We start from the raw sequence: 23,152 nt of genomic DNA, 5'->3' as shown, positions 1-23,152 counted from the left end.
GCCCAGCCCTGAGAAGGGCCGGCGGCACCTCCGGCGGGGGCCGGGGACCCGGGCGTACCACCACCCATCAGGTGTGGTCGGCGGTCGGGAATGGTTCTGCGGAAGACCCCCGAACACACAGGAGCCATTGAATGGCACGCGTTTCCGGTGTTGACATCCCGCGCGAAAAGCGCGTGGAGATCGCACTCACCTACGTCTTCGGTATCGGGCGCACCCGGTCCAAGGAGATCCTCGCCTCCACCGGCGTGAACCCGAACACCCGCGTTCGTGACCTGGCCGAAGAGGACCTCGTCAAGATCCGCGAGTACGTGGACGCCAACCTCCGTACCGAGGGTGACCTCCGCCGCGAGATCCAGGGCGACATCCGCCGCAAGATCGAGATCCAGTGCTACCAGGGCATCCGCCACCGTCGTGGCCTGCCGGTGCACGGTCAGCGCACCAGCACGAACGCGCGTACCCGCAAGGGCCCGCGTCGCGCGATCGCCGGTAAGAAGAAGCCGGGCAAGAAGTAGTCCTGTTCAGCGGTCTTGCGCTGTAGGACCGACCACCTCCCGTAGGAGATTTAGATGCCCCCCAAGGGTCGTCAGGGCGCTGCCAAGAAGGTGCGCCGCAAGGAAAAGAAGAACGTCGCTCACGGGCACGCCCACATCAAGAGCACGTTCAACAACACGATCGTCTCGATCACGGACCCCTCGGGCAACGTGATCTCCTGGGCCTCCGCCGGCCACGTCGGCTTCAAGGGCTCGCGCAAGTCCACCCCCTTCGCCGCGCAGATGGCCGCCGAGTCGGCCGCCCGCCGCGCGCAGGAGCACGGCATGCGCAAGGTTGACGTCTTCGTCAAGGGTCCGGGCTCCGGCCGCGAGACCGCGATCCGCTCCCTCCAGGCCACCGGCCTCGAGGTCGGCTCGATCCAGGACGTCACCCCCACCCCGCACAACGGCTGCCGCCCGCCGAAGCGCCGCCGCGTCTGACGACTGCCGGACTTTTCGCTTCGTCGAAGCGAAAGACCGGGTCTGACGCAGCGGACGCACCTGTGCGTCTTTGAGTGTCCGGGCGGTACGAACCCCTTCGGGGGGACGTGCCGCCCGTACGCTTGCAGTACCTGGCTTTACCCGTCGGGCGTCAAATAGTGGGCGTCCACGACTGAAGGAACACACATGCTTATCGCTCAGCGTCCTTCGCTGACCGAAGAGGTCGTCGACGAGTACCGCTCGCGGTTCGTGATCGAGCCGCTCGAGCCGGGCTTCGGCTACACCCTCGGCAACTCGCTGCGCCGTACGCTCCTGTCCTCGATCCCGGGTGCCGCTGTCACCAGCATCCGCGTGGACGGCGTCCTGCACGAGTTCACCACCGTGCCCGGTGTCAAGGAAGACGTCACCGACATCATCCTCAACATCAAGCAGCTGGTCGTCTCCTCGGAGCACGACGAGCCGGTCGTGATGTACCTGCGCAAGCAGGGTCCCGGCCTGGTCACCGCTGCCGACATCGCGCCCCCGGCCGGTGTCGAGGTGCACAACCCGGACCTCGTCCTCGCCACGCTCAACGGCAAGGGCAAGCTGGAGATGGAGCTGACCGTCGAGCGCGGTCGCGGCTACGTCTCCGCCGTCCAGAACAAGCAGCTGGGCCAGGAGATCGGTCGCATCCCGATCGACTCCATCTACAGCCCGGTCCTCAAGGTCACCTACAAGGTCGAGGCGACCCGAGTCGAGCAGCGCACCGACTTCGACAAGCTGATCGTCGACGTCGAGACCAAGCAGGCCATGCGCCCGCGCGACGCCATGGCGTCCGCCGGCAAGACCCTGGTCGAGCTGTTCGGCCTGGCGCGCGAGCTCAACATCGACGCCGAGGGCATCGACATGGGCCCCTCGCCGACGGACGCGGCCCTGGCCGCCGATCTGGCGCTGCCGATCGAGGAGCTCGAGCTCACCGTTCGGTCGTACAACTGCCTCAAGCGCGAGGGCATCCACTCCGTGGGTGAGCTCGTCGCCCGCTCCGAGGCCGACCTGCTCGACATCCGCAACTTCGGCGCGAAGTCGATCGACGAGGTCAAGGCGAAGCTGGCCGGCATGGGCCTGGCCCTCAAGGACAGCCCGCCCGGATTCGACCCGACCGCCGCCGCCGACGCCTTCGGCGCCGACGACGACGCGGACGCCGGTTTCGTCGAGACCGAGCAGTACTGAGGCAGGACCAGCACCACCCGTAGAACTTTCCCGGGGCAGCCGCCCCGGGGGAACTGACACCGGTACCTGACACGGCCGGTGCAGATATGAAGGAGTAACACCATGCCGCGTCCCGCAAAGGGTGCCCGTCTGGGCGGCAGCGCCGCGCACGAGAAGCACCTTCTCGCGAACCTCGCGAAGGCGCTCTTCGAGCACGGCCGCATCACCACCACCGAGGCCAAGGCCCGTCGCCTGCGTCCCTACGCCGAGCGTCTGGTCACCAAGGCCAAGAAGGGCGACATCCACAACCGTCGCCTGGTGCTGCAGACGATCACGGACAAGAGCATCGTGCACACGCTGTTCACCGAGATCGCCCCGCGCTACGAGAACCGCCCCGGTGGTTACACGCGCATCACCAAGATCGGCAACCGTCGTGGCGACAACGCCCCGATGGCCGTGATCGAGCTGGTCGAGGCCCTTACGGTCGCCCAGCAGGCCACCGGTGAGGCCGAGGCCGCCACCAAGCGCGCGGTCAAGGAGGCGGAGGCTGTCGAGACCCCCGCCGAGGAGACCAAGGAGGCCTGATCCCGCTTCGGGATCGAGCTCGCTTGATCGGCTCTGAACGGGCCCGCCCCTTCCCGGGGCGGGCCCGTTCTGCATTGCGGTGACTCTGAGAGGATCGGTCACGTGAGTGACGAGGTGGAGCCCGGGCACGTCCGGGTACGGCTGGACCTTTCGTACGACGGGAAGGACTTCTCCGGCTGGGCGAAGCAGCGCGTGCTGCGCACCGTCCAGGGCGAGCTGGAGTCGGCCCTGCAGACGGTGATGCGGCTGCCGGACCCGGTCGAGCTGACCGTGGCCGGGCGGACCGACGCCGGCGTGCACGCGCGCGGGCAGGTCGCCCAGTTCGACGTACGCGACGAGGTGTGGGCCGAGCACCACGACAAGCTGCTGCGCCGCCTCGCGGGCCGGCTGCCGCACGACGTACGGGTGTGGAAGGCCGCCGAAGCCCCCGAGGGCTTCAACGCCCGGTTCTCCGCCATCTGGCGCCGCTACGCCTACCGCGTCGGCGACCACCAGGGCGGCGTGGACCCGCTGCGCCGCGGGCACGTGCTGTGGCACCAGTGGCCGCTCGACGTGGACGCCATGAACGAGGCCGCCGCCGCGCTGCTCGGCGAGCACGACTTCGCCGCGTACTGCAAGAAGCGCGAGGGCGCCACGACCATCCGCACCCTCCAGCAGCTCAGCTGGGAGCGCGCCGAGGACGGGATCGTCACCGCGACCGTCCGCGCCGACGCCTTCTGCCACAACATGGTCCGCTCGCTGGTCGGCGCCCTGCTGCACGTCGGGGACGGGCACCGGCCGACCGACTGGCCGGGGAAGGTCCTGCGGGCCGCCGTACGGGACTCCTCGGTGCACGTCGTGAAGCCGCACGGGCTCACCCTGGAGGAGGTCGGCTACCCGGCGGACGAGCTGCTGGCCGCCCGCAGCAAGGAGGCACGCAACATGCGCACCCTCCCGGGCGCCGGCTGCTGCTGAGCACCGGGTAATCCGGTTGGGTGGATCGCTGCGCGACCGGGACAATGCCCCGCATGGGACATCTCGAAGCCAGCCACCTGGAGTACTACCTTCCCGACGGGCGGGTCCTGCTCCCCGACGTCTCCTTCCGCGTGGGGGAGGGGTCGGTCGTCGCCCTCGTCGGGGCGAACGGCGCCGGCAAGTCCACTCTGCTGAAGCTGATCTCCGGCGACCTCCAGCCGCACGGCGGCGGGGTCACCGTCAGCGGCGGCCTCGGCGTGATGTCGCAGTTCGTGGGCTCCGTACGGGACGAGACGACCGTACGGGACCTGCTGGTCTCGGTGGCCCAGCCCCGGGTCCGGGAGGCCGCGAAGGCCGTCGACCACGCCGAGCACCTGATCATGACGGTGGACGACGAGTCGGCCCAGATGGCATACGCGCAGGCGCTCAGCGACTGGGCCGACGTACAGGGCTACGAGGCGGAGACCCTGTGGGACGTCTGCACCACGGCCGCGCTGGCCATCCCGTACGACACCGCGCAGTTCCGCGAGGTGCGCACGCTCTCGGGCGGTGAGCAGAAGCGGCTCGTGCTGGAGGCGCTGCTGCGCGGGCCGGACGAGGTGCTGCTGCTCGACGAGCCGGACAACTACCTGGACGTCCCGGGCAAGCGGTGGCTGGAGGAGCAGCTGAAGGCCACCCGCAAGACGGTGCTCTTCGTGTCCCACGACCGGGAGCTGCTGTCCCGGGCCGCCGAGAAGATCATCAGCCTGGAGCCGAGCCCCACGGGCACGGACGTGTGGGTGCACGGCTCGGGCTTCGACACGTACCACGACGCCCGCAAGGAGCGCTTCGCCCGCTTCGAGGAGCTCAAGCGGCGCTGGGACGAGGAGCACGCCCGTCTGAAGGCGCTGGTCCTGCGGCTGCGCAACCAGGCGGCGAGCAGCCCCGACATGGCCTCGCGCTACCGGGCGATGCAGACGCGCTTCCAGAAGTTCGAGGAGGCGGGCCCGCCGCCGGAGCCGCCGCGCGAGCAGGACATCAAGATGCGCCTGAAGGGCGGCCGGACCGGCGTGCGCGCGCTGACCGTGGAGAACCTTGAACTCACGGGGCTGATGAAGCCGTTCTCGCTGGAGGTCTTCTACGGGGAGCGGGTCGCGGTGCTCGGCTCGAACGGCTCCGGGAAGTCGCACTTCCTGCGGTTGCTGGCGGGCGACGACGTCAAGCACACAGGTGATTTCAAGCTGGGCGCCCGGGTGGTCGCCGGTCATTTCGCGCAGACGCACGCGCACCCGGAGCTGTTCGGCCGCACGCTCGTCGACATCCTGTGGACGGAGGCCGCGAAGCCGCTCGGCCCCGCCATGGCCGTCCTGCGGCGGTACGAGCTGGATCGCCAGGGGGAGCAGCCGTTCGAGCGGCTGTCGGGCGGCCAGCAGGCACGTTTCCAGATCCTGCTGCTGGAGCTGGCGGGCACCACGGCGCTGCTGCTGGACGAGCCGACCGACAACCTGGACCTGGAGTCCGCGGAGGCGCTCCAGGACGGTCTGGAGTCGTACGAGGGCACTGTGCTGTGCGTCACGCACGACCGGTGGTTCGCTCGGACATTTGACCGTTTCCTGGTCTTCGGTTCCGACGGTGTTGTACGAGAGACTCAGGAACCCGTTTGGGACGAGCGTCGCGTGGAGCGCCGCCGCTGACACGGGTGTTCGGCCCCGCTCGGCGGACGGAGTCCGGCGCAGCCGTCCGAAGCCTCTGAGGCCCCCTGGGGCCGAGGGGTGCGAGGGCGGCGGTGGGAACGGGTCTCAGGGACCCGTTCGGGACGAACGTAGGGTCGAGCGGAAGCGCCAGGGGGAGACCGCCCCCCGGCGGGTCGATCGGGAGGCGTTGTGCGGCTGCGGCCTGGCACCTGGCTCAGTGGATGGGACACCGTAAGGGATCCGGCGTCCGGGCACCGGCTGGCGGTCTGGCTGCTGCGGCCGGCGTCCGGGCCCTGGCAGGCCCTGGCCCTGGCCGTGGTGCTCGGCATCGCGGTCTCCACGAGCCTGCGGGCGAACTGGGGCTCGGACAACGCCTTCGTGGTCAAGGCCGCCGAGACGCTGCTGGCGGGCGGGTCCCCGTACGAGGACAAGCGGTTCCTCTACCTCCCGAGCGCCGTGATCATGGCCGTCCCGGAGGCGCTGCTGCCGCAGCCGGTGCTGCGCTGGGTGCTCCCGCCGGCGATATCCGCCCTGCTGGCCATCGGGTGGTGGGCCGCGCTGCGGCTCTTCTCGGTGCCGGCGCGCTCCCGCTTCGCGGTCGGCGGGTTCGCGGCGCTGGCCCTGGGCTTCAAGCCGTACGTGAACCTCGTGCTGATCGGCAACTGGACGGCCATCTCGGCGGCCGCGCTGCCGGTGGCGCTGCTGCTCGCGCACCGCAGGGCGTGGGGGGCGGCCGGGCTGGTGGTGGGGCTGGCGATCGCCTGCAAGCCGATGCTGGTGCCGATCGGGCTGCTGTTCGTGCTGGCCCGGCAGTGGCGGGGGCTGGCCGCGGCCGTGCTGGTGCCGCTGGGTGCCTCGCTGGCGGGGGCGATGCTGATGCCGAGCCCGTCGCTGTTCTTCACCAAGACCCTGCCGTTCCTCTTCCAGGGGCAGGACGCCTACGCCCTGCCCTGGGACGCCTCGCCGATCGCGGTGCTGCCGCGGCTGGGGGTGCCGGAGCCGGTGGGGGTGGCGTTGGCCTTCGCGGGGGCCGGAGCCGGGCTGTGGGGCGCCTGGCGGCGCTGGCGGCGGCCGGACGATTCCGACGAGGGGCAGCTGCGGCTGGTGGAGACGGCCTGCATGGTGATGCTCGCCGCATTCCTGGTCTCCCGTCCCTCCTTCGACCACTACCTCCTGGTGGTGCTGCCGCTGCTGCTGGCCTCGGGGGTGCGGCCCGGCTCGATGCCCCGCTCGCCCTGGTTCTGGCTGGCCCTGACGCCCCAGATGGCCCTGATCCCGTGGCCCTCGGAGCTGGCCCACAAGCGGCGCGCCTTCAAGGACTGCGCCACCCTGTGCGGGCTCGCGATTCTGCTGGCGCGTCGTGCGCTGCGCTCCGGCCGGGTTACTCTTGGGCCTGTAACAACTGCGGGGTCCCCTCCCAGGACCGAACCGGAGTGCGCCGCGACGCCGGCAGAATCGGCATCGCGGACCGCGTTTTGACCCGTAAGGGTCTGCTTGGGTATCCTGCTGGTTTGTTATGCGTATTGGCTTTCTCATTCTCACGTGAAAGGCCTTGCGCCGGTCCACCGGACCGATGACCAGCGGTTCACACGGGTTGCGTCCCTGATGTGAACGAGGGCTGTCGTGATCGTCCGTGGTGACCCTGTCAGGACCTTCCCGTGGGGCTTGCGCCCGTGGGATACCACCACTGAAGAAGCGAAGGCATACGCGTGCGTACGTTCAGCCCCAAGCCCGGCGACATCTCGCGCCAGTGGCTCGTCATCGACGCCCAGGACGTTGTCCTCGGCCGTCTGGCGACCCAGGCCGCTGCCCTCCTGCGTGGCAAGCACAAGCCGACCTATGCGCCTCACATGGACATGGGCGACTTCGTCATCATCATCAACGCCGACAAGGTTCACCTGTCCGGCAACAAGGCGTCCCAGAAGATGGCGTACCGCCACTCCGGTTTCCCGGGCGGTCTGCGTTCGGTGCGCTACGACGACCTCCTGGCGAACAACCCGGAGAAGGCCGTCGAGAAGGCCGTCAAGGGCATGCTCCCCAAGAACACCCTGGGCCGTCAGATGCTCTCGAAGCTGAAGGTCTACTCGGGCGACCAGCACCCCCACGCTGCCCAGCAGCCGGTGCCGTTCGAGATCACCCAGGTCGCGCAGTAGTTCCGGCCACCCCCTAAGACGTAGAAAATTCTGAGGAGCATCGTGGCCGAGACCACCGCCGAGACGACCCCCGTCGAAGAGTTCGAGGGCAACGTCGAGGAGTACACCACCGAGTCTGTGGAAGCCGTCGAGGGCGACTACACCTCCGAGTCCCTTGCCGGTCGCTTCGGCGACCCCCAGCCGGCCGCCGGCCTGGGCCGTCGCAAGAACGCCATCGCCCGCGTCCGGATCGTTCCGGGCACCGGCAAGTGGAAGATCAACGGGCGCACCCTTGAGGACTACTTCCCCAACAAGGTGCACCAGCAGGAAGTCAACGAGCCGTTCAAGCTCCTTGAGCTCGACGGTCGCTACGACATCATCGCCCGCATCTCGGGTGGCGGCGTCTCCGGTCAGGCCGGCGCCCTGCGCCTCGGCGTGGCCCGCGCCCTGAACGAGGCGGATGTCGACAACAACCGCCCGGCGCTGAAGAAGGCCGGCTTCCTTTCCCGCGACGACCGTGCGGTCGAGCGCAAGAAGGCCGGTCTCAAGAAGGCCCGTAAGGCTCCGCAGTACAGCAAGCGTTAATCTGCGCCTGCTGTTCAGCAACAAACCGCCCCGGCAGCACTCTCCGTGCTGTCGGGGCGGTTCGTTTACCGCCACAAGCGGCAAATACATGTCACAAGCGGTCACAAACGAAGCGTGAACTCGGGAGGACAACAGTGGGACAACTCTTCGGGACGGACGGTGTACGCGGCGTCGCCAACGCGGATCTGACGGCTGAGCTCGCGCTCGGCCTCTCCGTGGCAGCTGCCCACGTACTCGCCGAAGCGGGCACCTTCGCGGGCCACCGCGCGACCGCGGTCGTCGGCCGCGACCCCCGCGCCTCCGGCGAATTCCTGGAGGCCGCGGTCGTCGCGGGCCTCGCGAGCGCGGGCGTGGACGTCCTGCGCGTCGGTGTGCTGCCCACCCCGGCGGTGGCGTATCTCACCGGTGCGCTGGGTGCCGACCTCGGCGTGATGCTCTCCGCCAGCCACAACGCGATGCCCGACAACGGCATCAAGTTCTTCGCCCGCGGCGGCCACAAGCTCGCCGACGAGCTCGAGGACCGCATCGAGGCCGTCTACGAGGAGCACCGCACCGGAGCCCCCTGGGACCGGCCCACCGGCGCCGGCGTCGGGCGGGTCTCCGACTACGACGAGGGCTTCGACAAGTACGTCGCCCACCTCATCGGGGTCCTCCCCAACCGCCTCGAAGGCCTCAAGATCATCCTCGACGAGGCGCACGGCGCGGCCGCCCGCGTCTCGCCCGAGGCCTTCACCCGGGCGGGAGCCGAGGTCGTCACCATCGGCGCCGAGCCCGACGGCCTCAACATCAACGACGGCTGCGGCTCCACCCACCTGGGGCTCCTCAAGCAGGCCGTGGTCGAGCACGCCGCCGACCTCGGCATCGCGCACGACGGTGACGCGGACCGCTGCCTCGCGGTCGACGCCACCGGCGCCGAGATCGACGGCGACCAGATCCTCGCGGTGCTGGCCCTGGCCATGCGCGAGGCCGGCCAGCTGCGCGGCAACACCGTCGTCGGCACCGTGATGTCCAACCTCGGCTTCAAGCTGGCCATGGAGGGCGAGGGCATCGAGGTCGTGCAGACCGGCGTCGGCGACCGGTACGTGCTGGAGTCGATGAGGGAGAACGGCTACGCGCTCGGAGGCGAGCAGTCCGGCCACGTGATCATCCTCGACCACGCCACGACCGGCGACGGCACGCTCACCGGCCTGCTGCTCGCGGCGCGCGTCGCGGCCACGGGCCGCTCGCTCGCCGATCTCGCGGGTGTCATGCGGCGGCTGCCGCAGGTGCTGATCAACGTGCCCGACGTGGACAAGTCCCGGGTCGCGACCTCCGGGGAGCTGGCCGCGGCCGTCGCCGACGCCGAGCGCGAGCTGGGCACCACCGGGCGGGTGCTGCTCCGTCCGTCCGGTACCGAGCCGCTCGTACGGGTGATGGTCGAGGCCGCCGACATCGAGCAGGCCCGCGCGGTCGCCGGTCGGCTGGCGGACGCCGTGAAGTCGGCGCTCGGCTAGACAGGCTGAGCTCCTTCGTGTGTCGGCCCCGCCCTCCCGGTGATCCCGGAGGGCGGGGCCGACGGCGTTCGCGGCGGGGTGCGCTCAGGTCTTGGGCCGGCGGGCCCAGCGGCCGCGCTGGGTCCGCCACAGCGCCTTCTGTCCGTACAGGGTGAGGACGCCCGCCAGCATGATCCCGCCCAGGTTCAGCAGCAGCTGCTCCGCCGACCCCCACATCTGGGCGAACTCCCCGTAGCTGAGGGCCACGGCGGCGTTCGCGCCCGCCGGGACGGTCGTCACCGAGATCGCGACGCCCACCAGCGCCCCGGACTTGGCGGAGGTCAGGGACAGCACCCCCGCCACGCCCGCGAGCAGCGACACCACGAAGGAGAACGAGTCCGGCTGCCAGATGAAGCCGGTGTTCGGGCGGGGCCGGTCCAGTATCCCCGCGTGGAACTGCCCGATGGCGTCCATCCCCAGGCTGAAGACGGTGGTGGCGGCGATCGCCACGGCGAAACCGATCAGCAGCGCGCTGAGGGACCGCAGCGCGAGCCGCGGTTCGCGCTGCACCACGCCGGTGCAGACTCCGGCGAGCGGACCGAACTCCGGGCCGACCGCCATGGCGCCCACGATCAGGATCGCGTTGTCGAGGACCACACCGCAGGCCGCGATCATCGTCGCGAGGATCATGAACGCGACGTACGTGATGGTGAGGGTCGACTCCTCGTGGGTCGCCTCCGCCAGCTGCTCCCACAGCACCGCGTCGGCGGCCTCGCCCGGGGCCTCCTCCTCGGCCGCGTCGGCCCGCCGGGACAACGACAGGTCGATGTTCTCGACGGCGATCGAGCCGTCCTTCTCGACGCCCAGTCGCCGGAGCTCCTGCAGCAGCTCGTCACCCGCCTCCCGGGCGACGTCGCACAGCACGAGGTCGCCGCGCGGATCGCGGGCGGCACCCGGCAGTACGACCAGATGGGTGGTGCCGACCGTCGATTCGATGACCGAGACCACGGCGTCGGTCCGGTCGGCCGGGGTGATCAACCGAAGGTGCAGCATGGCCGCACCTTAGCCGCCGACGGGGTCAGAGCTTGCGGAGGCTGAGCTTCTGGACCTTGTGGTCCGGGCCCTTGCGCACGACGAGCGTCGCGCGGCCGCGGGTGGGGGCGACGTTCTCCAGGAGGTTGGGCTTGTTGATCGTGCGCCACATGGTCTGCGCGTACTCGACGGCCTCCTCCTCGGAGACCTGGGTGTACTTGCGGAAGTAGGAGAAGGGATTCTGGAACGCGGTCTCGCGCAGCCTCCGGAACCGGTTGAGGTACCAGCGCTCGATGTCCTCGGGCCGGGCGTCCACGTACACGCTGAAGTCGAAGTAGTCGGCGAGCGCGACGCGCGTACGGCCGTCCTTGCCGGGCAGGGCCGGCTGCAGGACGTTGAGCCCCTCGACGATCAGGATGTCGGGGCGGCGTACGACGAGCTGCTCACCGGGGACGATGTCGTAGATCAGGTGCGAGTAGACCGGGGCGCTGACCTCGTCCTTGCCCGCCTTGATGTCCGCGACGAAGCGGGTGAGCGCGCGGCGGTCGTACGACTCCGGGAAGCCCTTGCGGGCAGTCAGCCCGCGCCGCTGGAGCTCCTTCATGGGGTAGAGGAAGCCGTCGGTGGTGACCAGCTCGACGCGGGGGTGCTCGGGCCAGCGGGCGAGCAGGGCCTGGAGGAGGCGGGCCACCGTGGACTTGCCGACGGCGACGGAGCCGGCGACCCCTATGACGAAGGGGGTGCCCTGCTGGGCGCCGTGGCCGTTGCCGGCGTCGCCGAGGAAGGTGTTGAGGGTGCCGCGGAGGTTGCTCGTGGCGCCGACGTAGAGGTTGAGGAGGCGCGAGAGCGGCAGGTAGACGTCCCGGACCTCGTCGAGGTCGATGACGTCGCCGAGACCGCGCAGCCGCTCGACCTCCTCGGCGGTGAGGGGGAGCGGGGTCCGCTCGCGCAGCGCGCTCCACTCGTCGCGGGTGAGGTCGACGTACGGGGAGACCTCGGCCCGGCGGTGGGGTCGCTCGGGGCGGTCGGGGCGCTCCATCGCGCTCTCCGGCGGCGTGCTTCGTGGCGGCGAAGTGATCACAGGGCCATTGTCGTGGCTCGGGGGCGGTTGTGGGTGGTGGGGTCGGTCACGTGGCGCAGGACGGGCGGCGGGGGCGGATGCGGAGGGTATCGCCCCGGTCACGATTGGCGGCGCGCGGCGGAAAATGCTCCGACCTTGATCGGATCGCCGCGTAGATTTGCCGGTCGAAGCGGCTCGGCTCCGGCCTGGTGCCGCTGTTTTCGTTTGTTGTGTGCTCTGGGGGAGATCTTTCGTGCGTAGCACTCTTGTCCGTCGTACCGTCCTGACCGCTTCCGCGGTGTCCCTGGCCCTGCTGGCCACCGCCTGCGGCTCCGACAAGTCGGACGGCAAGGGGGGCGGCGCCACGCCGCCCCCCTCCGCCCCGGCGTCGTCGGCGGCCCAGGCCGCGAAGGGCAAGACGGACGCGGAGTTGGGCGCGCTGCTGGTGACGCAGGCCGAGGCGCCCGGGTACCTCCTGCAGTCCGAGGCCGCCGCCAAGCTGGCAGACGTCGACAAGGCGTCGGTCACCACCGACAAGCCCGAGTGCAAGGTCCTGGTCCAGGGCCAGGCCCTGCAGAAGATCGGCGCGCCGACCGGCGTCGCGCGTACCGCCCTAGGCGCCAAGCCGAAGGAAGCGGGCCCGAACGCCTCGGCGGAGGAGAAGGCCGAGGCGATCAAGAACGCCATCGGCACCACCGTGACGATGGTCGGCCTCACCTCCTACGACGACAAGGGCGCGCAGGACGTGCTGGCCTCCGTGAAGGCGGCGGGCCAGGCGTGCGCGGGCGGCTTCAGCAGCACCTCTCAGGGGGAGACCACCAAGTACGAGAGCGTCCAGCGCGGCACCGGCGCCCCCGTCACCTCCGGCGACGACTCCGTCAGCCTCGTCCTCACGGCGGACCTCGAGGACGGCGACAAGGCCACCACCCTCCTCACGGTCCTGCGCACCGGATCCACGGTCGCCACCTTCAGCTCCATCAGCCTCCTGGGGGCGGCGGAATCTCCGGTGACGCTGGTCGCCGCCCAGTCCAAGAAGCTCGGCTGAACCCCGCCCGACCGAACGTCAACCCCGCTCCGGCTCATTCGCCGGGGCGGGGTTTTCGTCTTGTTCAGGTACGGGGCAGGCGGCTCGCTTCCGCGTACGCTGCGCCGTATGTGCGGAATTGTGGGTTACGTGGGAGCGCAGTCGGCGCTCGATGTGGTCATCGCCGGACTCAAGCGGCTGGAGTACCGCGGCTACGACTCGGCGGGCGTCGCCGTGCTCGCGGACGGGGGGCTGGTCGCCGCCAAGAAGGCCGGAAAACTGGTCAATCTGGAGAAGGAACTGGTCGGGCATCCGCTGCCGGCCGGTTCCACGGGACTCGGGCACACCCGCTGGGCCACCCACGGCGGGCCCACCGACGTCAACGCCCACCCGCACCTCGACAACGCGGGCCGGGTGGCCGTCGTCCACAACGGCATCATCGAGAACTTCGCCGCCCTGCGCGCCGAACTGGCCGAGCGCGGGCACCGGCTGGAGTCGGAGACGGACACCGAGGTGGTCGCCCACCTGCTGGCCGAGCGGTTCGAGGCCGGCGGGGACCTCGCGGAGGCCATGCGGCAGGTGTGCCGGCGGCTGGAGGGCGCGTTCACGCTGGTCGCGGTGCACGCCGACGCGCCGGACGTGGTGGTCGGGGCCCGCCGGAACTCCCCCCTGGTGGTGGGCGTTGGGGAGGGTGAGAACTTCCTCGCCTCGGACGTGTCCGCGTTCATCGCCCACACCCGGTCCGCGATCGAGCTGGGGCAGGACCAGGTCGTCGAGCTCCGCCGCGACGGGGTCACGGTGACCGACTTCGCCGGTGCGCCCGCGTCCGTGCGGGCGTACCACGTGGACTGGGACGCCTCGGCGGCCGAAAAGGGGGGCTATGACTACTTCATGCTCAAGGAGATCGCGGAGCAGCCGAAGGCTGTCGCCGACACCCTCCTGGGCAGGATCGACGCGAGCGGCTCGCTGAGCCTGGACGAGGTGCGCATCCCCGTCTCGGTGCTCAGGGAGGTCGACAAGGTCGTGATCGTGGCGTGCGGTACGGCGTACCACGCGGGCATGATCGCGAAGCTGGCCATCGAGCACTGGACCCGCATCCCGTGCGAGACGGAGCTGGCCAGCGAGTTCCGCTACCGCGACCCGATCCTGGACCAGCGGACGCTGGTGGTCGCGATCTCGCAGAGCGGCGAGACCATGGACACCCTGATGGCGCTGCGGCACGCGCGCGAGCAGGGGGCCAAGGTGCTGGCCATCTGCAATACGAACGGGTCGACGATCCCGCGCGAATCGGATGCCGTGCTGTACACGCACGCCGGTCCGGAGGTGGCCGTCGCCTCGACGAAGGCGTTCCTGACGCAGCTGGTGGCCTGCTATCTGGTCGCGCTGTACCTCGGGCAGGTGCGGGGTACGAAGTGGGGCGACGAGATCGAGACGGTGATCCGCGAGCTGTCCGACATCGCCGCGGCCGTGGACACGGTACTGGAGACCATGGAGCCGGTCCGGGAGCTGGCGCGTTCGCTGGCGGACAAGAACACCGTGCTGTTCCTCGGCCGCCACGTCGGGTACCCGGTGGCGCTGGAGGGCGCGCTCAAGCTCAAGGAGCTGGCGTACATGCACGCCGAGGGCTTCGCGGCGGGCGAGCTCAAGCACGGGCCGATCGCGCTGATCGAGAAGGACCTGCCGGTGGTGGTGGTCGTGCCGTCGCCGCGCGGACGCTCCGTGCTGCACGACAAGATCGTGTCGAACATCCAGGAGATCCGGGCGCGCGGGGCGCGGACCATCGTGATCGCGGAGGAGGGCGACCACGCGGTCGTCCCGTACGCCGACCACCTGATCCGGATCCCGGCGACGCCGACGCTGCTCCAGCCGCTGGTGGCGACGGTGCCCCTGCAGGTCTTCGCGTGCGAGCTGGCCACGGCGCGGGGGAACGAGGTGGACCAGCCGCGTAACCTCGCAAAGTCTGTAACCGTGGAGTGAGCGAAGTGAGTTGGCGTTGTGATCATCGGAGTGGGAATCGACGTTGCCGAGATCGAGCGGTTCGGTGAGTCGCTGGCCCGGACGCCGCAACTGGCGCAGCGGCTGTTCGTCGACTCCGAGTTGACGCTGCCGAGCGGCGAGCGGCGCGGGATCGCCTCGCTCGCCGCCCGGTTCGCGGCCAAGGAGGCCCTCGCCAAGGCGCTCGGCGCGCCCGGCGGGATGCTGTGGACCGACGCCGAGGTGTACGTCGAGGAGACCGGGCAGCCGCGGGTGCGGGTGTCGGGGACGGTCGAGGCCAGGGCGGTGGCGCTGGGCGTGAAGTCCTGGCACATCTCCCTGAGCCACGACGCGGGCATCGCCTCGGCCGTGGTGATCGCGGAGGGATAGCCCCGCGTTCCCGGGATTTTCCGGCAGGCTGGGTGCCATGCGTACTGCTTACAGCGTGGAGACCGTACGGGCCGCCGAGCGCGAGCTGATGGCGCGGCTGCCGGAGGGCGCCCTGATGCAGCGCGCGGCGGCCGGGCTGGCCGCCGTCTGCGCCGCCCTGCTGCGCCGGGTGTACGGGGCGCGCGTCGTGCTGCTCGTCGGGCCCGGGGACAACGGCGGCGACGCACTGTACGCGGGCGCCCGGCTGGCCCGGCGCGGCGCCGGGGTGACGGCCGTCCCGATGGATCCGCAGCGGGTGCACGCGGGCGGGCTGCGGGCGCTGCTCGCCGCCGGGGGCCGGGTCGAGCGGACCGTTCCCGGCAGGGCGGACCTCGTACTGGACGGGCTCGTCGGCATCGGCGGCCGCGGCGGGCTGCGGCCGGCCGCGGCGGCGCTGGTGGAGCGGATCCCGGCCGGTGCCCCCGTGGTCGCGGTGGACCTGCCGAGCGGGGTCGACGCGGACACCGGCGAGGTGGCCGGAGCGGCCGTCCACGCCGATGTCACGGTGACCTTCGGGGCGTACAAGCCGGGGCTGCTCATCGATCCGGGCGCCTCGTGCACGGGCGCGCTGCGCCTGGTGGACATCGGGCTGTCGCTGCCGGACCCGGACGCGGAGGCCCTGCAGCACGCCGATGTGGCGGCGCTGCTGCCGGCTCCGACGGCGTCGAGCGACAAGTACCGGCGGGGCGTGGTCGGCATCGTCGCCGGGTCGGTGCAGTACCCGGGGGCGGCGGTGCTCGCCGTCGCGGGGGCGCTGCGCGGCGGCGCGGGCGCCGTGCGCTACGTCGGACCGGCGGCGGACGCGGTGCTGGCGCGGTACCCCGAGACGCTGATCGGGCGGGGCCGGGTGCAGGCGTGGGTGGTCGGCCCGGGGCTGGGCGAGGGCCGGGCGGCGGAGGTCGCCGTGGCCCTGGCCGACCCGGTGCCGGTGCTGGTGGACGCGGACGGGCTGCGCGGGCTGGATCCGGCGGTGCTGCGGGCCCGGCCGGCCGAGACCCTGCTGACCCCGCACGCGGGGGAGGCGGCGGCGCTGCTCGGGGTGGACCGCGAGGCGGTGGAGTCGGGCCGGCTGTCGTCCGTACGCTCCCTGGCGGCGCGGTACGGGGCCACGGCCCTGCTGAAGGGATCGACGACGCTGGTGTCGCGCGCGGGCGGCGGTCCGGTCCGGGTCAACCCGACGGGAACCCCGTGGCTGGCGACCGCGGGCAGCGGCGACGTCCTGTCGGGCCTGGCGGGATCCCTGCTGGCCTCGGGCCTGGCGGCGCCGGACGCCGCGTCGGTGGCGGCGTACGTGCACGGCCTGGCGGGGCGCCGGGCCGCCTCCGGAGCCCCGCTCCTCGCCCAGCAGATCGCGGAGTCCCTCCCGGACGCCTGGCGTGACATCCGCGGGTAGGCCGTGTCTTGGACGGGGCCTGGGCCTAGCACCCCTGATGTGTCATCAGGGGTGAAAATCATCCAATATGTCGACGTATGAACGGCGGTCGCGCAGGCCACGGCCTCGCTCTGAGAGACTGGGGGCGATGAACGAGACACCGACGCGCGTGTACGCCGAGATCGATCTTGACGCCGTACGGGCGAACGTACGCGCCCTGCGCGCGCGGGCACCCCGGGCCGAGCTGATGGCCGTCGTCAAGGCGGACGCCTATGGCCACGGCGCGATCCCCTGCGCCCGCGCGGCCCAGGACGCCGGTGCCACCTGGCTCGGAACCGCCACCCCCGAGGAGGCGCTCGCCCTGCGCGCCGCCGGGATCGCCGGACCGCTCCTGTGCTGGCTGTGGACCCCCGGCGGGCCGTGGCAGGCGGCCGTCGAGGCCGACGTGGACATCTCCGTCAGCGGGATGTGGGCCCTCGACGAGGTGCGCAAGGCCGCGCTCGCCGCCGGCCGCACGGCCAGGATCCAGCTCAAGGCCGACACCGGCCTGGGCCGCAACGGCTGCCAGCCCGCCGACTGGGCCGAGCTGGTCGGCGCGGCCGTCGCCGCCCAGGCCGAGGGCACTGTCAAGATCACCGGCATCTGGTCGCACTTCGCATGCGCCGACGAGCCCGGCCACCCCTCCATCCCGCTCCAGCTGGCCTCCTTCCGCGACATGCTGGCGTACGCCGAGAAGGAGGGCGTGGAGCCCGAGGTCCGGCACATCGCCAACTCGCCCGCGACCCTGACCCTGCCCGAGAGCCACTTCGACCTCGTCCGCTGCGGCCTCGCCGTCTACGGCGTCTCCCCGGCCCCCGAGCTCGGCACCGCCGAGGAGCTGGGCCTGCGGCCCGCCATGACCCTCAAGGCCTCCGTGGCGCTGGTCAAGACCGTGCCCGCCGGCCACGGGGTCAGCTACGGGCACCACTACGTCACCGAGGCCGAGACGAACCTCGCCCTCATCCCCGCCGGGTACGCCGACGGCATCCCCCGGCACGCCTCCGGCAGCGGGCCCGTCTCCGTCGGCGGCAAGGTGCGCCGCGTCGCCGGCCGCGTCGCCATGGACCAGTTCGTCGTCGACCTGGGCGGTGACCTGGTACGCGCCGGGGACGAGGCAGTCCTCTTCGGTACCGGGGAGCACGGCGAGCCCACCGCCGAGGACTGGGCTCAAGCGGCACACACGATCGCCTATGAGATCGTCACCCGTATCGGGGTGCGCGTACCCCGGGTCTACCTGGGCGGCTGAGGGCTGAGTGAGGACGGCGTGAGCGAGAACTGGCGCAAGGCGGGCTGGGCCGGCGCCGCGATCGGCGTGATAGCCGCAGGCGCGGCGGCCGGGGTCGCGGTCGAGCGGATCACGGTCGGGCGCGGCATGCGCCGCAAGGCGCGCCTCGCGCTCGACGCCACCGGCGACTACGGCTCCCTGCGCGGGACGCCGGGAGCCTGCTACGCCGAGGACGGCACCGAGCTCTACTACGAGGTCGACGAGCCGCCCGAGGGCCCCAAGAAGCGGGCCCGGCTGCGCCGCAAGGACCCGGCCGCTCCGACCGTCGTGTTCTGCCACGGCTACTGCCTCGCCCAGGACTCCTGGCACTTCCAGCGCTCCGCCCTGCGGGGCCTGGTCCGCTCCGTGTACTGGGACCAGCGCAGCCACGGCCGCAGCGCGCGCGGCTTCGCCCAGGCCGACGGCGAGCGCGCGAGCATCGACCAGCTCGGCCGCGACCTGAAGACCGTCATCGACGCCGCCGCGCCCGAGGGCCCGCTGATCCTGGTGGGCCACTCGATGGGCGGCATGACGATCATGGCGCTGGCCGAGCAGTTCCCCGAGCTGATCCGCGACCGGGTGATCGGCGTGGCCCTGGTCGGCACGTCCAGCGGCCACCTCGACCAGGTCACGTACGGGCTGCCCGCGGTCGGCATGGGCGCCGTACGGCGCATCCTGCCGCCCGTGCTCAAGGCGCTCGGCTCGCAGGTGGAGCTCGTGGAGAAGGGCCGCCGGGCCACCGCCGACCTCTTCGCCGGCATGATCAAGATGTACTCGTTCGGTGCCCCCCGCGAGGTGGACCCGGGGGTCGCGCGCTTCGCCGAGCGGCTCATCGAGGCCACCCCGATCGACGTGGTCGCCGAGTTCTACCCGGCCTTCCAGATCCACGACAAGAGCGCCGCCCTCCAGCGGTTCGCCGACATCCCCGTCACCGTCATCGCCGGTGACCGCGACATGGTCACCCCCGCCGCGCACAGCCAGGCCATCAAGGACGCGCTGCCGGCCGCCGAGCTCGCGGTCCTGGAGTCCGCCGGTCACCTGATGATGCTGGAGTACCCCGACACGGTGACGGGGCTGCTGACCGACCTGCTGGCGCGCACCGGTGCGGTGCCCGCAGCGACTAACGTTGGCGGGCATGGAAGAAGTACCACTGGAAGCTCCACGAGCACCGCACAGTCAGGCACCGCGGCAGGGAACTGAGGCGGCCGACGCCGAGGCGCGCATCACCGTCGACTCGCCCGAGGCCATGCGGGAACTGGGCCGCACCCTCGCAGGCCTGCTCCGCCCCGGCGACCTCGTCCTGCTGACCGGAGAGCTCGGCGCGGGCAAGACCACGCTGACCCGGGGACTGGGCGAGGGGCTGGGCGTACGGGGCGCCGTGACCTCGCCGACCTTCGTGATCGCCCGGGTCCACCCCTCGCTGAGCGGCGGGCCGGCGCTGGTCCACGTGGACGCGTACCGGCTGGGCGGCGGGCTGGACGAGATGGAGGACCTGGACCTCGACGTCTCGCTGCCCGAGTCCGTGGTCGTCGTGGAGTGGGGCGACGGCAAGGTCGAGGAGCTCTCCGACGACCGGCTGCACGTGGTGATCGCGCGGGCGGTCGGCCACGAGGAGGTCCTCGACGACGTACGGGAGGTCTCGGTGCGCGGGATCGGGGCGCGCTGGTCCGCGCCGGGCGCGCTGGCGGCGCTGTAACCCGCTGCCGGCGGAGACGCCGTCCCGGAAAACGTACCGACAACTCGTCGGCAAGATATTGCGCCGATGGAGTCCGGCGTGGTGACATGGTACGGAGGGCTGGTTAGGTTTACCTAAGTAGGGGCCGGCCCAAGCCAGGAGGAGCCATGTCCGCAGCAGGAGTGCAGCGCGACCCCCGCCCGTCCGTCGTGTCCATGGGGGCGCTGCTCGCCGCGGGCGCGGCAGCCACCGCCGTCTCGACGCCTCCCGTACGGGGAGCCTCGGACGCGCCCGGGGCCGACCCCGTGGACGTACGCGAACAGGCCGCCCCGGAGTCCGAGGCGGCCTGAGAAGCCTGTAGTCCGTACGGGTGAATCAGCGGCGGCGGCGGTCGGCGGTCAGGGGAGGACGACGACCTTCGAGTTGATCGTCGCGAAGGCCCACATGGCATCGCCGTCGGCCCGCGCCATCCGGATGCCACCGGTCTTCTTGCTCTGGTCGGGCTCCGGCATCTGGCCGTCCACCCGGGAGCTGAACCCGACCACGACCCCGTCGGCGGTGGCGAACCGTACGACGTGCTCGATCGGCACCCCGTCCGAGCCGGTGACCGCGCCCGAGCGGGAGTTCACCAGGTACGTGCCCGGCTTCGGGTGCGCCGTGCTGGGCTTGACCGCGAACGACTTCGGCTCCTGAGCGCCCTCGCCGACCAGCCACACCCGCTTCTGGCTCACCGAGTACACGACGCGCGAGCCGGTGCCCGATTCCGGCGGCACGGCCACCGGCTTCGCCGGCTCGGCCGCGTGCGCGGACGGTACGGGGGAAGGGGCCGCGGGCGGCGCCGCCGCCGCCTTCGGGGGATGCGCGGGCGCGGTCGCGGAGGCCTGGTAGCCGAGGAAGCCGACGGCGGCGATCGCCACCACGGTGAGCCCGGCCACGATTCCCGAGCTGCTGCGTGCCACCTTGCTCCACCTCTCCCGTGCTTCCCCTGTTGCCGGAGCGCCTGCCGGGCAGCGCCTGCGTGCCCCGGCCCGGCCCCGGCCGATACCTGGGTCGAAGGTAGCAGCCGGGGTGCCCCATGACCGGCCGCGAGGGCCCGGGCCCCCGGAGTCGTAGGCTGTTCGCGTGCTCTTGCTCGCTGTAGATACCGCCACGCCCGCCGTCACCGTCGCCCTGCACGACGGCGAGTCCGTCCTCGCCGAGTCGAACCAGGTCGACGCCCGCCGCCACGGGGAGCTCCTGCTGCCCTCCGTCGACAAGGTCCTCGCGGAGGCCGGGCTGAAGCTCGACGCCCTCACCGGCATCGTCGTCGGCGTCGGCCCCGGCCCCTACACCGGGCTGCGCGTCGGCCTCGTCACCGCCTCCACCTTCGCCACCGTGCTCGGCATCCCCGTGCACGGCCTGTGCACCCTCGACGGGCTCGCGTACGCCGCGGGCGCCGCCGGGATCGAGGGCCCCTTCACCGTCGCCACCGACGCGCGGCGCAAGGAGGTCTACTGGGCCCGGTACGAGGACCCGCGCACGCGCGTCGGCGAGCCCGCCGTGGACCGGCCGGCCGACATCGCCGAGCGGGTCGCCGGCGTGCCCGCGGTGGGCCAGGGCGCGCTGCTGTACCCGGACGTCTTCACGGACGCGCGGGCCCCCGAGCACCAGAGCGCCGCCGCGCTCGCCTCCCTGGCCGTGGAACGGCTGGCGGCGGGGGAGGAGTTCCTGCCTCCGACGCCGCTCTACCTGCGCCGGCCCGACGCGCAGGTGCCCAAGAACTACAAGGTGGTCACCCCGCAGTGACGGCACCGACAGCGGTACTGCGCGAGATGCGCTGGTGGGACATCGAGCCGGTGCTGGAACTGGAGCACGAGCTGTTCCCCGAGGACGCCTGGTCCGCGGGCATGTTCTGGTCCGAGCTCGCCCACGCCCGCGGCCCGCACGCCACCCGCCGCTACGTGGTCGCCGAAGCCCCGGATTCCGGCCACATCGTCGGCTACGCCGGGCTGGCCGCCGCCGGTGACCTGGCCGACGTACAGACCATCGCGGCCGCGCGCGACCAGTGGGGGACCGGGCTCGGCGCCCGGCTCCTCACCGACCTGCTGCGCGCCGCCACCGCGTTCGAGTGCGCCGAGGTGCTGCTGGAGGTACGGGTGGACAACACCCGGGCCCAGAAGCTCTACGAGCGCTTCGGCTTCGAGCCGATCGGCTTCCGGCGGGGCTACTACCAGCCCGGCAACGTGGACGCGCTCGTGATGCGCCTGACCGACCCCGCACAAGCGACGACTGAAAGCACTGAGAGCAATGGCTGACGAACCGCTCGTCCTCGGCATCGAGACCTCCTGCGACGAGACCGGCGTCGGCGTGGTCCGCGGCACCACCCTGCTGGCCGACGCGATCGCCTCCAGCGTCGACGAGCACGCCCGCTTCGGCGGCGTCGTGCCCGAGGTGGCCTCGCGGGCGCACCTGGAGGCGATGGTCCCGACCATCGAGCGCGCCCTGAAGGAGGCCGGGGTCAGCGCCCGCGACCTCGACGGGATCGCCGTCACGGCGGGTCCCGGGCTCGCGGGGGCCCTGCTGGTGGGCGTCTCGGCGGCCAAGGCGTACGCGTACGCGCTCGGCAAGCCGCTCTACGGGGTGAACCACCTGGCCTCGCACATCTGCGTGGACCAGCTGGAGCACGGGCCGCTGCCGGAGCCGACGATGGCGCTGCTGGTGTCCGGCGGGCACTCCTCGCTGCTGCTCGCCCCGGACATCACCTCCGACGTACGGCCGCTGGGCGCGACCATCGACGACGCGGCCGGCGAGGCCTTCGACAAGATCGCGCGCGTGCTGCAGCTGGGCTTCCCCGGCGGCCCGGTCATCGACCGGCTCGCCCGCGAGGGCGACCCGAAGGCGATCAAATTCCCGCGCGGGCTGACGGGGCCGCGCGACGCGGCGTACGACTTCTCCTTCTCCGGCCTCAAGACGGCGGTCGCCCGCTGGATCGAGGCGAAGCGGAACGCGGGCGAGGAGGTGCCGGTGCGCGATGTGGCGGCGTCCTTCCAGGAGGCCGTGGTGGACGTGCTGACCCGCAAGGCGATCCGCGCGTGCAAGGACGAGGGCGTCGACCACCTGATGATCGGCGGCGGTGTGGCGGCCAATTCCCGGCTGCGCTCGCTGGCGCAGGAGCGCTGCGACGACGCGGGGATCATCCTGCGGGTGCCGCGGCCGAAGCTGTGCACGGACAACGGCGCGATGGTGGCCGCACTGGGCGCGGAGATGGTCAAGCGGAACCGGCCGGCCTCGGACTGGGACCTGTCGGCGGACTCCTCGCTGCCGGTGACGGACCCGCACGTGCCGGGTACCTCGCACGCGCACTCCCACGAGCACGAGCACGAGCACTCCCACGACCACGTGCACGAGTTGAGCAAGGACAACCTGTACTGATGAGCACCGTCGCGCTGATGTGGGAGGCCCGGGCCACCGCCGGGCGGGGCAACGAGCTGCTGGAGTGGGCTCGTTCGCAGGTGCTGGAGCGCGAGCCCGCGCGCCGCGAGCTGCTGCGGGCCCCGCAGGACCGGGTGTTGGTCGTCACATGGTGGGAGGCGGCCGAGGGCGTGGCGGCGCAGCTGCCCGAACTCCCGGAGCCCGCAGCCGACCTGATCACCCGTCCGGTGCACCGCTGGCGGTTCGAGTCGGTGGAGACCAGCGGAACCTGACAACACGAGGCGCCCTCCAGGGGCTCGTGAGCGGGACTCG

At 71.7% G+C, this 23,152-nt stretch carries 25 protein-coding genes; 22 read left to right on the top strand and 3 right to left on the bottom strand.

The window, feature by feature from the left end:
• Positions 1 to 131 precede the first annotated feature (131 nt).
• The 10 genes from rpsM (at position 132) to glmM (ending at position 9,581) form a co-directional block, all read left to right on the top strand.
• A complete protein-coding gene (rpsM, locus tag ACIQU4_RS04785) occupies positions 132 to 512 on the top strand; it encodes a 30S ribosomal protein S13 (RefSeq protein ID WP_007265919.1) in 381 nt (126 codons plus the stop codon).
• A 54-nt stretch (positions 513 to 566) separates the two neighbouring features.
• A complete protein-coding gene (gene rpsK, locus ACIQU4_RS04780; protein ID WP_003956432.1) occupies positions 567 to 971 on the top strand; it encodes a 30S ribosomal protein S11 in 405 nt (134 codons plus the stop codon).
• 186 nt (positions 972 to 1,157) lie between these two features.
• Entirely contained in the window at positions 1,158 to 2,180 is a 1,023-nt protein-coding gene (locus ACIQU4_RS04775; RefSeq protein ID WP_008739666.1) for a DNA-directed RNA polymerase subunit alpha, read from the top strand.
• Between the two features lie 102 nt (positions 2,181 to 2,282).
• Complete coding sequence (rplQ, locus tag ACIQU4_RS04770; RefSeq protein ID WP_030154710.1) at positions 2,283 to 2,744, top strand: 50S ribosomal protein L17; 462 nt, start codon at positions 2,283 to 2,285, stop codon at positions 2,742 to 2,744.
• A 102-nt stretch (positions 2,745 to 2,846) separates the two neighbouring features.
• Complete coding sequence (truA, locus tag ACIQU4_RS04765; protein ID WP_030154712.1) at positions 2,847 to 3,698, top strand: tRNA pseudouridine(38-40) synthase TruA; 852 nt, start codon at positions 2,847 to 2,849, stop codon at positions 3,696 to 3,698.
• 53 nt (positions 3,699 to 3,751) lie between these two features.
• Positions 3,752 to 5,371: an ABC-F family ATP-binding cassette domain-containing protein gene (locus tag ACIQU4_RS04760; protein ID WP_403725737.1), complete on the top strand. Its 1,620-nt coding sequence runs from the start codon at positions 3,752 to 3,754 to the stop codon at positions 5,369 to 5,371.
• A 189-nt stretch (positions 5,372 to 5,560) separates the two neighbouring features.
• Positions 5,561 to 6,850 (top strand): glycosyltransferase family 87 protein, encoded by a 1,290-nt coding sequence (locus ACIQU4_RS04755; protein ID WP_403725735.1) that lies wholly within the window; start codon positions 5,561 to 5,563, stop codon positions 6,848 to 6,850.
• Between the two features lie 230 nt (positions 6,851 to 7,080).
• Positions 7,081 to 7,524 carry a 50S ribosomal protein L13 gene (gene rplM, locus ACIQU4_RS04750; protein WP_356811224.1) on the top strand — a complete coding sequence of 148 codons (444 nt, stop codon included), beginning with the start codon at positions 7,081 to 7,083 and terminating at the stop codon, positions 7,522 to 7,524.
• 42 nt (positions 7,525 to 7,566) lie between these two features.
• Complete coding sequence (rpsI, locus tag ACIQU4_RS04745) at positions 7,567 to 8,088, top strand: 30S ribosomal protein S9 (protein ID WP_403725730.1); 522 nt, start codon at positions 7,567 to 7,569, stop codon at positions 8,086 to 8,088.
• A 134-nt stretch (positions 8,089 to 8,222) separates the two neighbouring features.
• Complete coding sequence (glmM, locus tag ACIQU4_RS04740) at positions 8,223 to 9,581, top strand: phosphoglucosamine mutase (protein ID WP_403725727.1); 1,359 nt, start codon at positions 8,223 to 8,225, stop codon at positions 9,579 to 9,581.
• Positions 9,582 to 9,665: 84 nt separating this feature from the next.
• Here glmM and ACIQU4_RS04735 read toward each other — a convergent pair whose 3' ends face one another.
• Positions 9,666 to 10,613 carry a DUF389 domain-containing protein gene (locus ACIQU4_RS04735; RefSeq protein ID WP_403725724.1) on the bottom strand — a complete coding sequence of 316 codons (948 nt, stop codon included), beginning with the start codon at positions 10,611 to 10,613 and terminating at the stop codon, positions 9,666 to 9,668.
• A gap of 25 nt (positions 10,614 to 10,638) precedes the next feature.
• Positions 10,639 to 11,631 (bottom strand): type I pantothenate kinase, encoded by a 993-nt coding sequence (coaA, locus tag ACIQU4_RS04730; protein WP_403725721.1) that lies wholly within the window; start codon positions 11,629 to 11,631, stop codon positions 10,639 to 10,641.
• Positions 11,632 to 11,905: 274 nt separating this feature from the next.
• Between coaA and ACIQU4_RS04725 the strand changes: the two genes are divergently transcribed.
• The 8 genes from ACIQU4_RS04725 (at position 11,906) to ACIQU4_RS04690 (ending at position 19,779) form a co-directional block, all read left to right on the top strand.
• Positions 11,906 to 12,697 (top strand): hypothetical protein, encoded by a 792-nt coding sequence (locus tag ACIQU4_RS04725; RefSeq protein ID WP_403725718.1) that lies wholly within the window; start codon positions 11,906 to 11,908, stop codon positions 12,695 to 12,697.
• 108 nt (positions 12,698 to 12,805) lie between these two features.
• Positions 12,806 to 14,653, top strand: coding sequence for a glutamine--fructose-6-phosphate transaminase (isomerizing) (glmS, locus tag ACIQU4_RS04720; RefSeq protein WP_403725715.1), 1,848 nt, complete (start codon positions 12,806 to 12,808; stop codon positions 14,651 to 14,653).
• A gap of 18 nt (positions 14,654 to 14,671) precedes the next feature.
• The gene (locus ACIQU4_RS04715; protein ID WP_053687981.1) at positions 14,672 to 15,040 is read left to right on the top strand and encodes a holo-ACP synthase; all 369 of its coding nucleotides are present in this window, start codon (positions 14,672 to 14,674) and stop codon (positions 15,038 to 15,040) included.
• Between the two features lie 37 nt (positions 15,041 to 15,077).
• Positions 15,078 to 16,472, top strand: coding sequence for an NAD(P)H-hydrate dehydratase (locus tag ACIQU4_RS04710; protein WP_403725712.1), 1,395 nt, complete (start codon positions 15,078 to 15,080; stop codon positions 16,470 to 16,472).
• A 127-nt stretch (positions 16,473 to 16,599) separates the two neighbouring features.
• A complete protein-coding gene (alr, locus tag ACIQU4_RS04705; protein WP_403725709.1) occupies positions 16,600 to 17,736 on the top strand; it encodes an alanine racemase in 1,137 nt (378 codons plus the stop codon).
• Positions 17,737 to 17,754: 18 nt separating this feature from the next.
• Entirely contained in the window at positions 17,755 to 18,954 is a 1,200-nt protein-coding gene (locus ACIQU4_RS04700; protein WP_403725707.1) for an alpha/beta fold hydrolase, read from the top strand.
• Positions 18,890 to 19,450, top strand: coding sequence for a tRNA (adenosine(37)-N6)-threonylcarbamoyltransferase complex ATPase subunit type 1 TsaE (tsaE, locus tag ACIQU4_RS04695; RefSeq protein WP_403725704.1), 561 nt, complete (start codon positions 18,890 to 18,892; stop codon positions 19,448 to 19,450). Before ACIQU4_RS04700 ends, tsaE begins: the two co-directional genes overlap by 65 nt.
• Positions 19,451 to 19,596: 146 nt before the next feature.
• Positions 19,597 to 19,779, top strand: a complete 183-nt coding sequence (locus ACIQU4_RS04690; RefSeq protein ID WP_385582391.1) for a hypothetical protein — start codon at positions 19,597 to 19,599, stop codon at positions 19,777 to 19,779.
• A gap of 48 nt (positions 19,780 to 19,827) precedes the next feature.
• On the opposite strand, the gene ACIQU4_RS04685 is transcribed toward ACIQU4_RS04690, so the two are convergent.
• Positions 19,828 to 20,388, bottom strand: a complete 561-nt coding sequence (locus ACIQU4_RS04685; RefSeq protein WP_403725701.1) for a hypothetical protein — start codon at positions 20,386 to 20,388, stop codon at positions 19,828 to 19,830.
• Positions 20,389 to 20,551: 163 nt separating this feature from the next.
• Between ACIQU4_RS04685 and tsaB the strand changes: the two genes are divergently transcribed.
• From tsaB to ACIQU4_RS04665, 4 genes are read left to right on the top strand one after another with little or no spacing between them, the layout of a single operon-like run.
• Entirely contained in the window at positions 20,552 to 21,214 is a 663-nt protein-coding gene (gene tsaB / locus ACIQU4_RS04680; RefSeq protein ID WP_403725698.1) for a tRNA (adenosine(37)-N6)-threonylcarbamoyltransferase complex dimerization subunit type 1 TsaB, read from the top strand.
• Positions 21,211 to 21,723, top strand: a complete 513-nt coding sequence (gene rimI, locus ACIQU4_RS04675; RefSeq protein ID WP_403725695.1) for a ribosomal protein S18-alanine N-acetyltransferase — start codon at positions 21,211 to 21,213, stop codon at positions 21,721 to 21,723. The genes tsaB and rimI overlap by 4 nt, the downstream gene beginning before the upstream one ends.
• The gene (gene tsaD, locus ACIQU4_RS04670) at positions 21,716 to 22,840 is read left to right on the top strand and encodes a tRNA (adenosine(37)-N6)-threonylcarbamoyltransferase complex transferase subunit TsaD (protein WP_403725692.1); all 1,125 of its coding nucleotides are present in this window, start codon (positions 21,716 to 21,718) and stop codon (positions 22,838 to 22,840) included. The genes rimI and tsaD overlap by 8 nt, the downstream gene beginning before the upstream one ends.
• Positions 22,840 to 23,112, top strand: coding sequence for a hypothetical protein (locus tag ACIQU4_RS04665; protein ID WP_403725689.1), 273 nt, complete (start codon positions 22,840 to 22,842; stop codon positions 23,110 to 23,112). The genes tsaD and ACIQU4_RS04665 overlap by 1 nt, the downstream gene beginning before the upstream one ends.
• Positions 23,113 to 23,152 lie beyond the last annotated feature (40 nt).

The sequence above is a fragment of the Streptomyces sp. NPDC090741 genome (assembly GCF_044769045.1).
Classification (GTDB): Bacteria; Actinomycetota; Actinomycetes; order Streptomycetales; family Streptomycetaceae; genus Streptomyces.
This window is presented reverse-complemented; position numbering and strand designations above follow the sequence as displayed.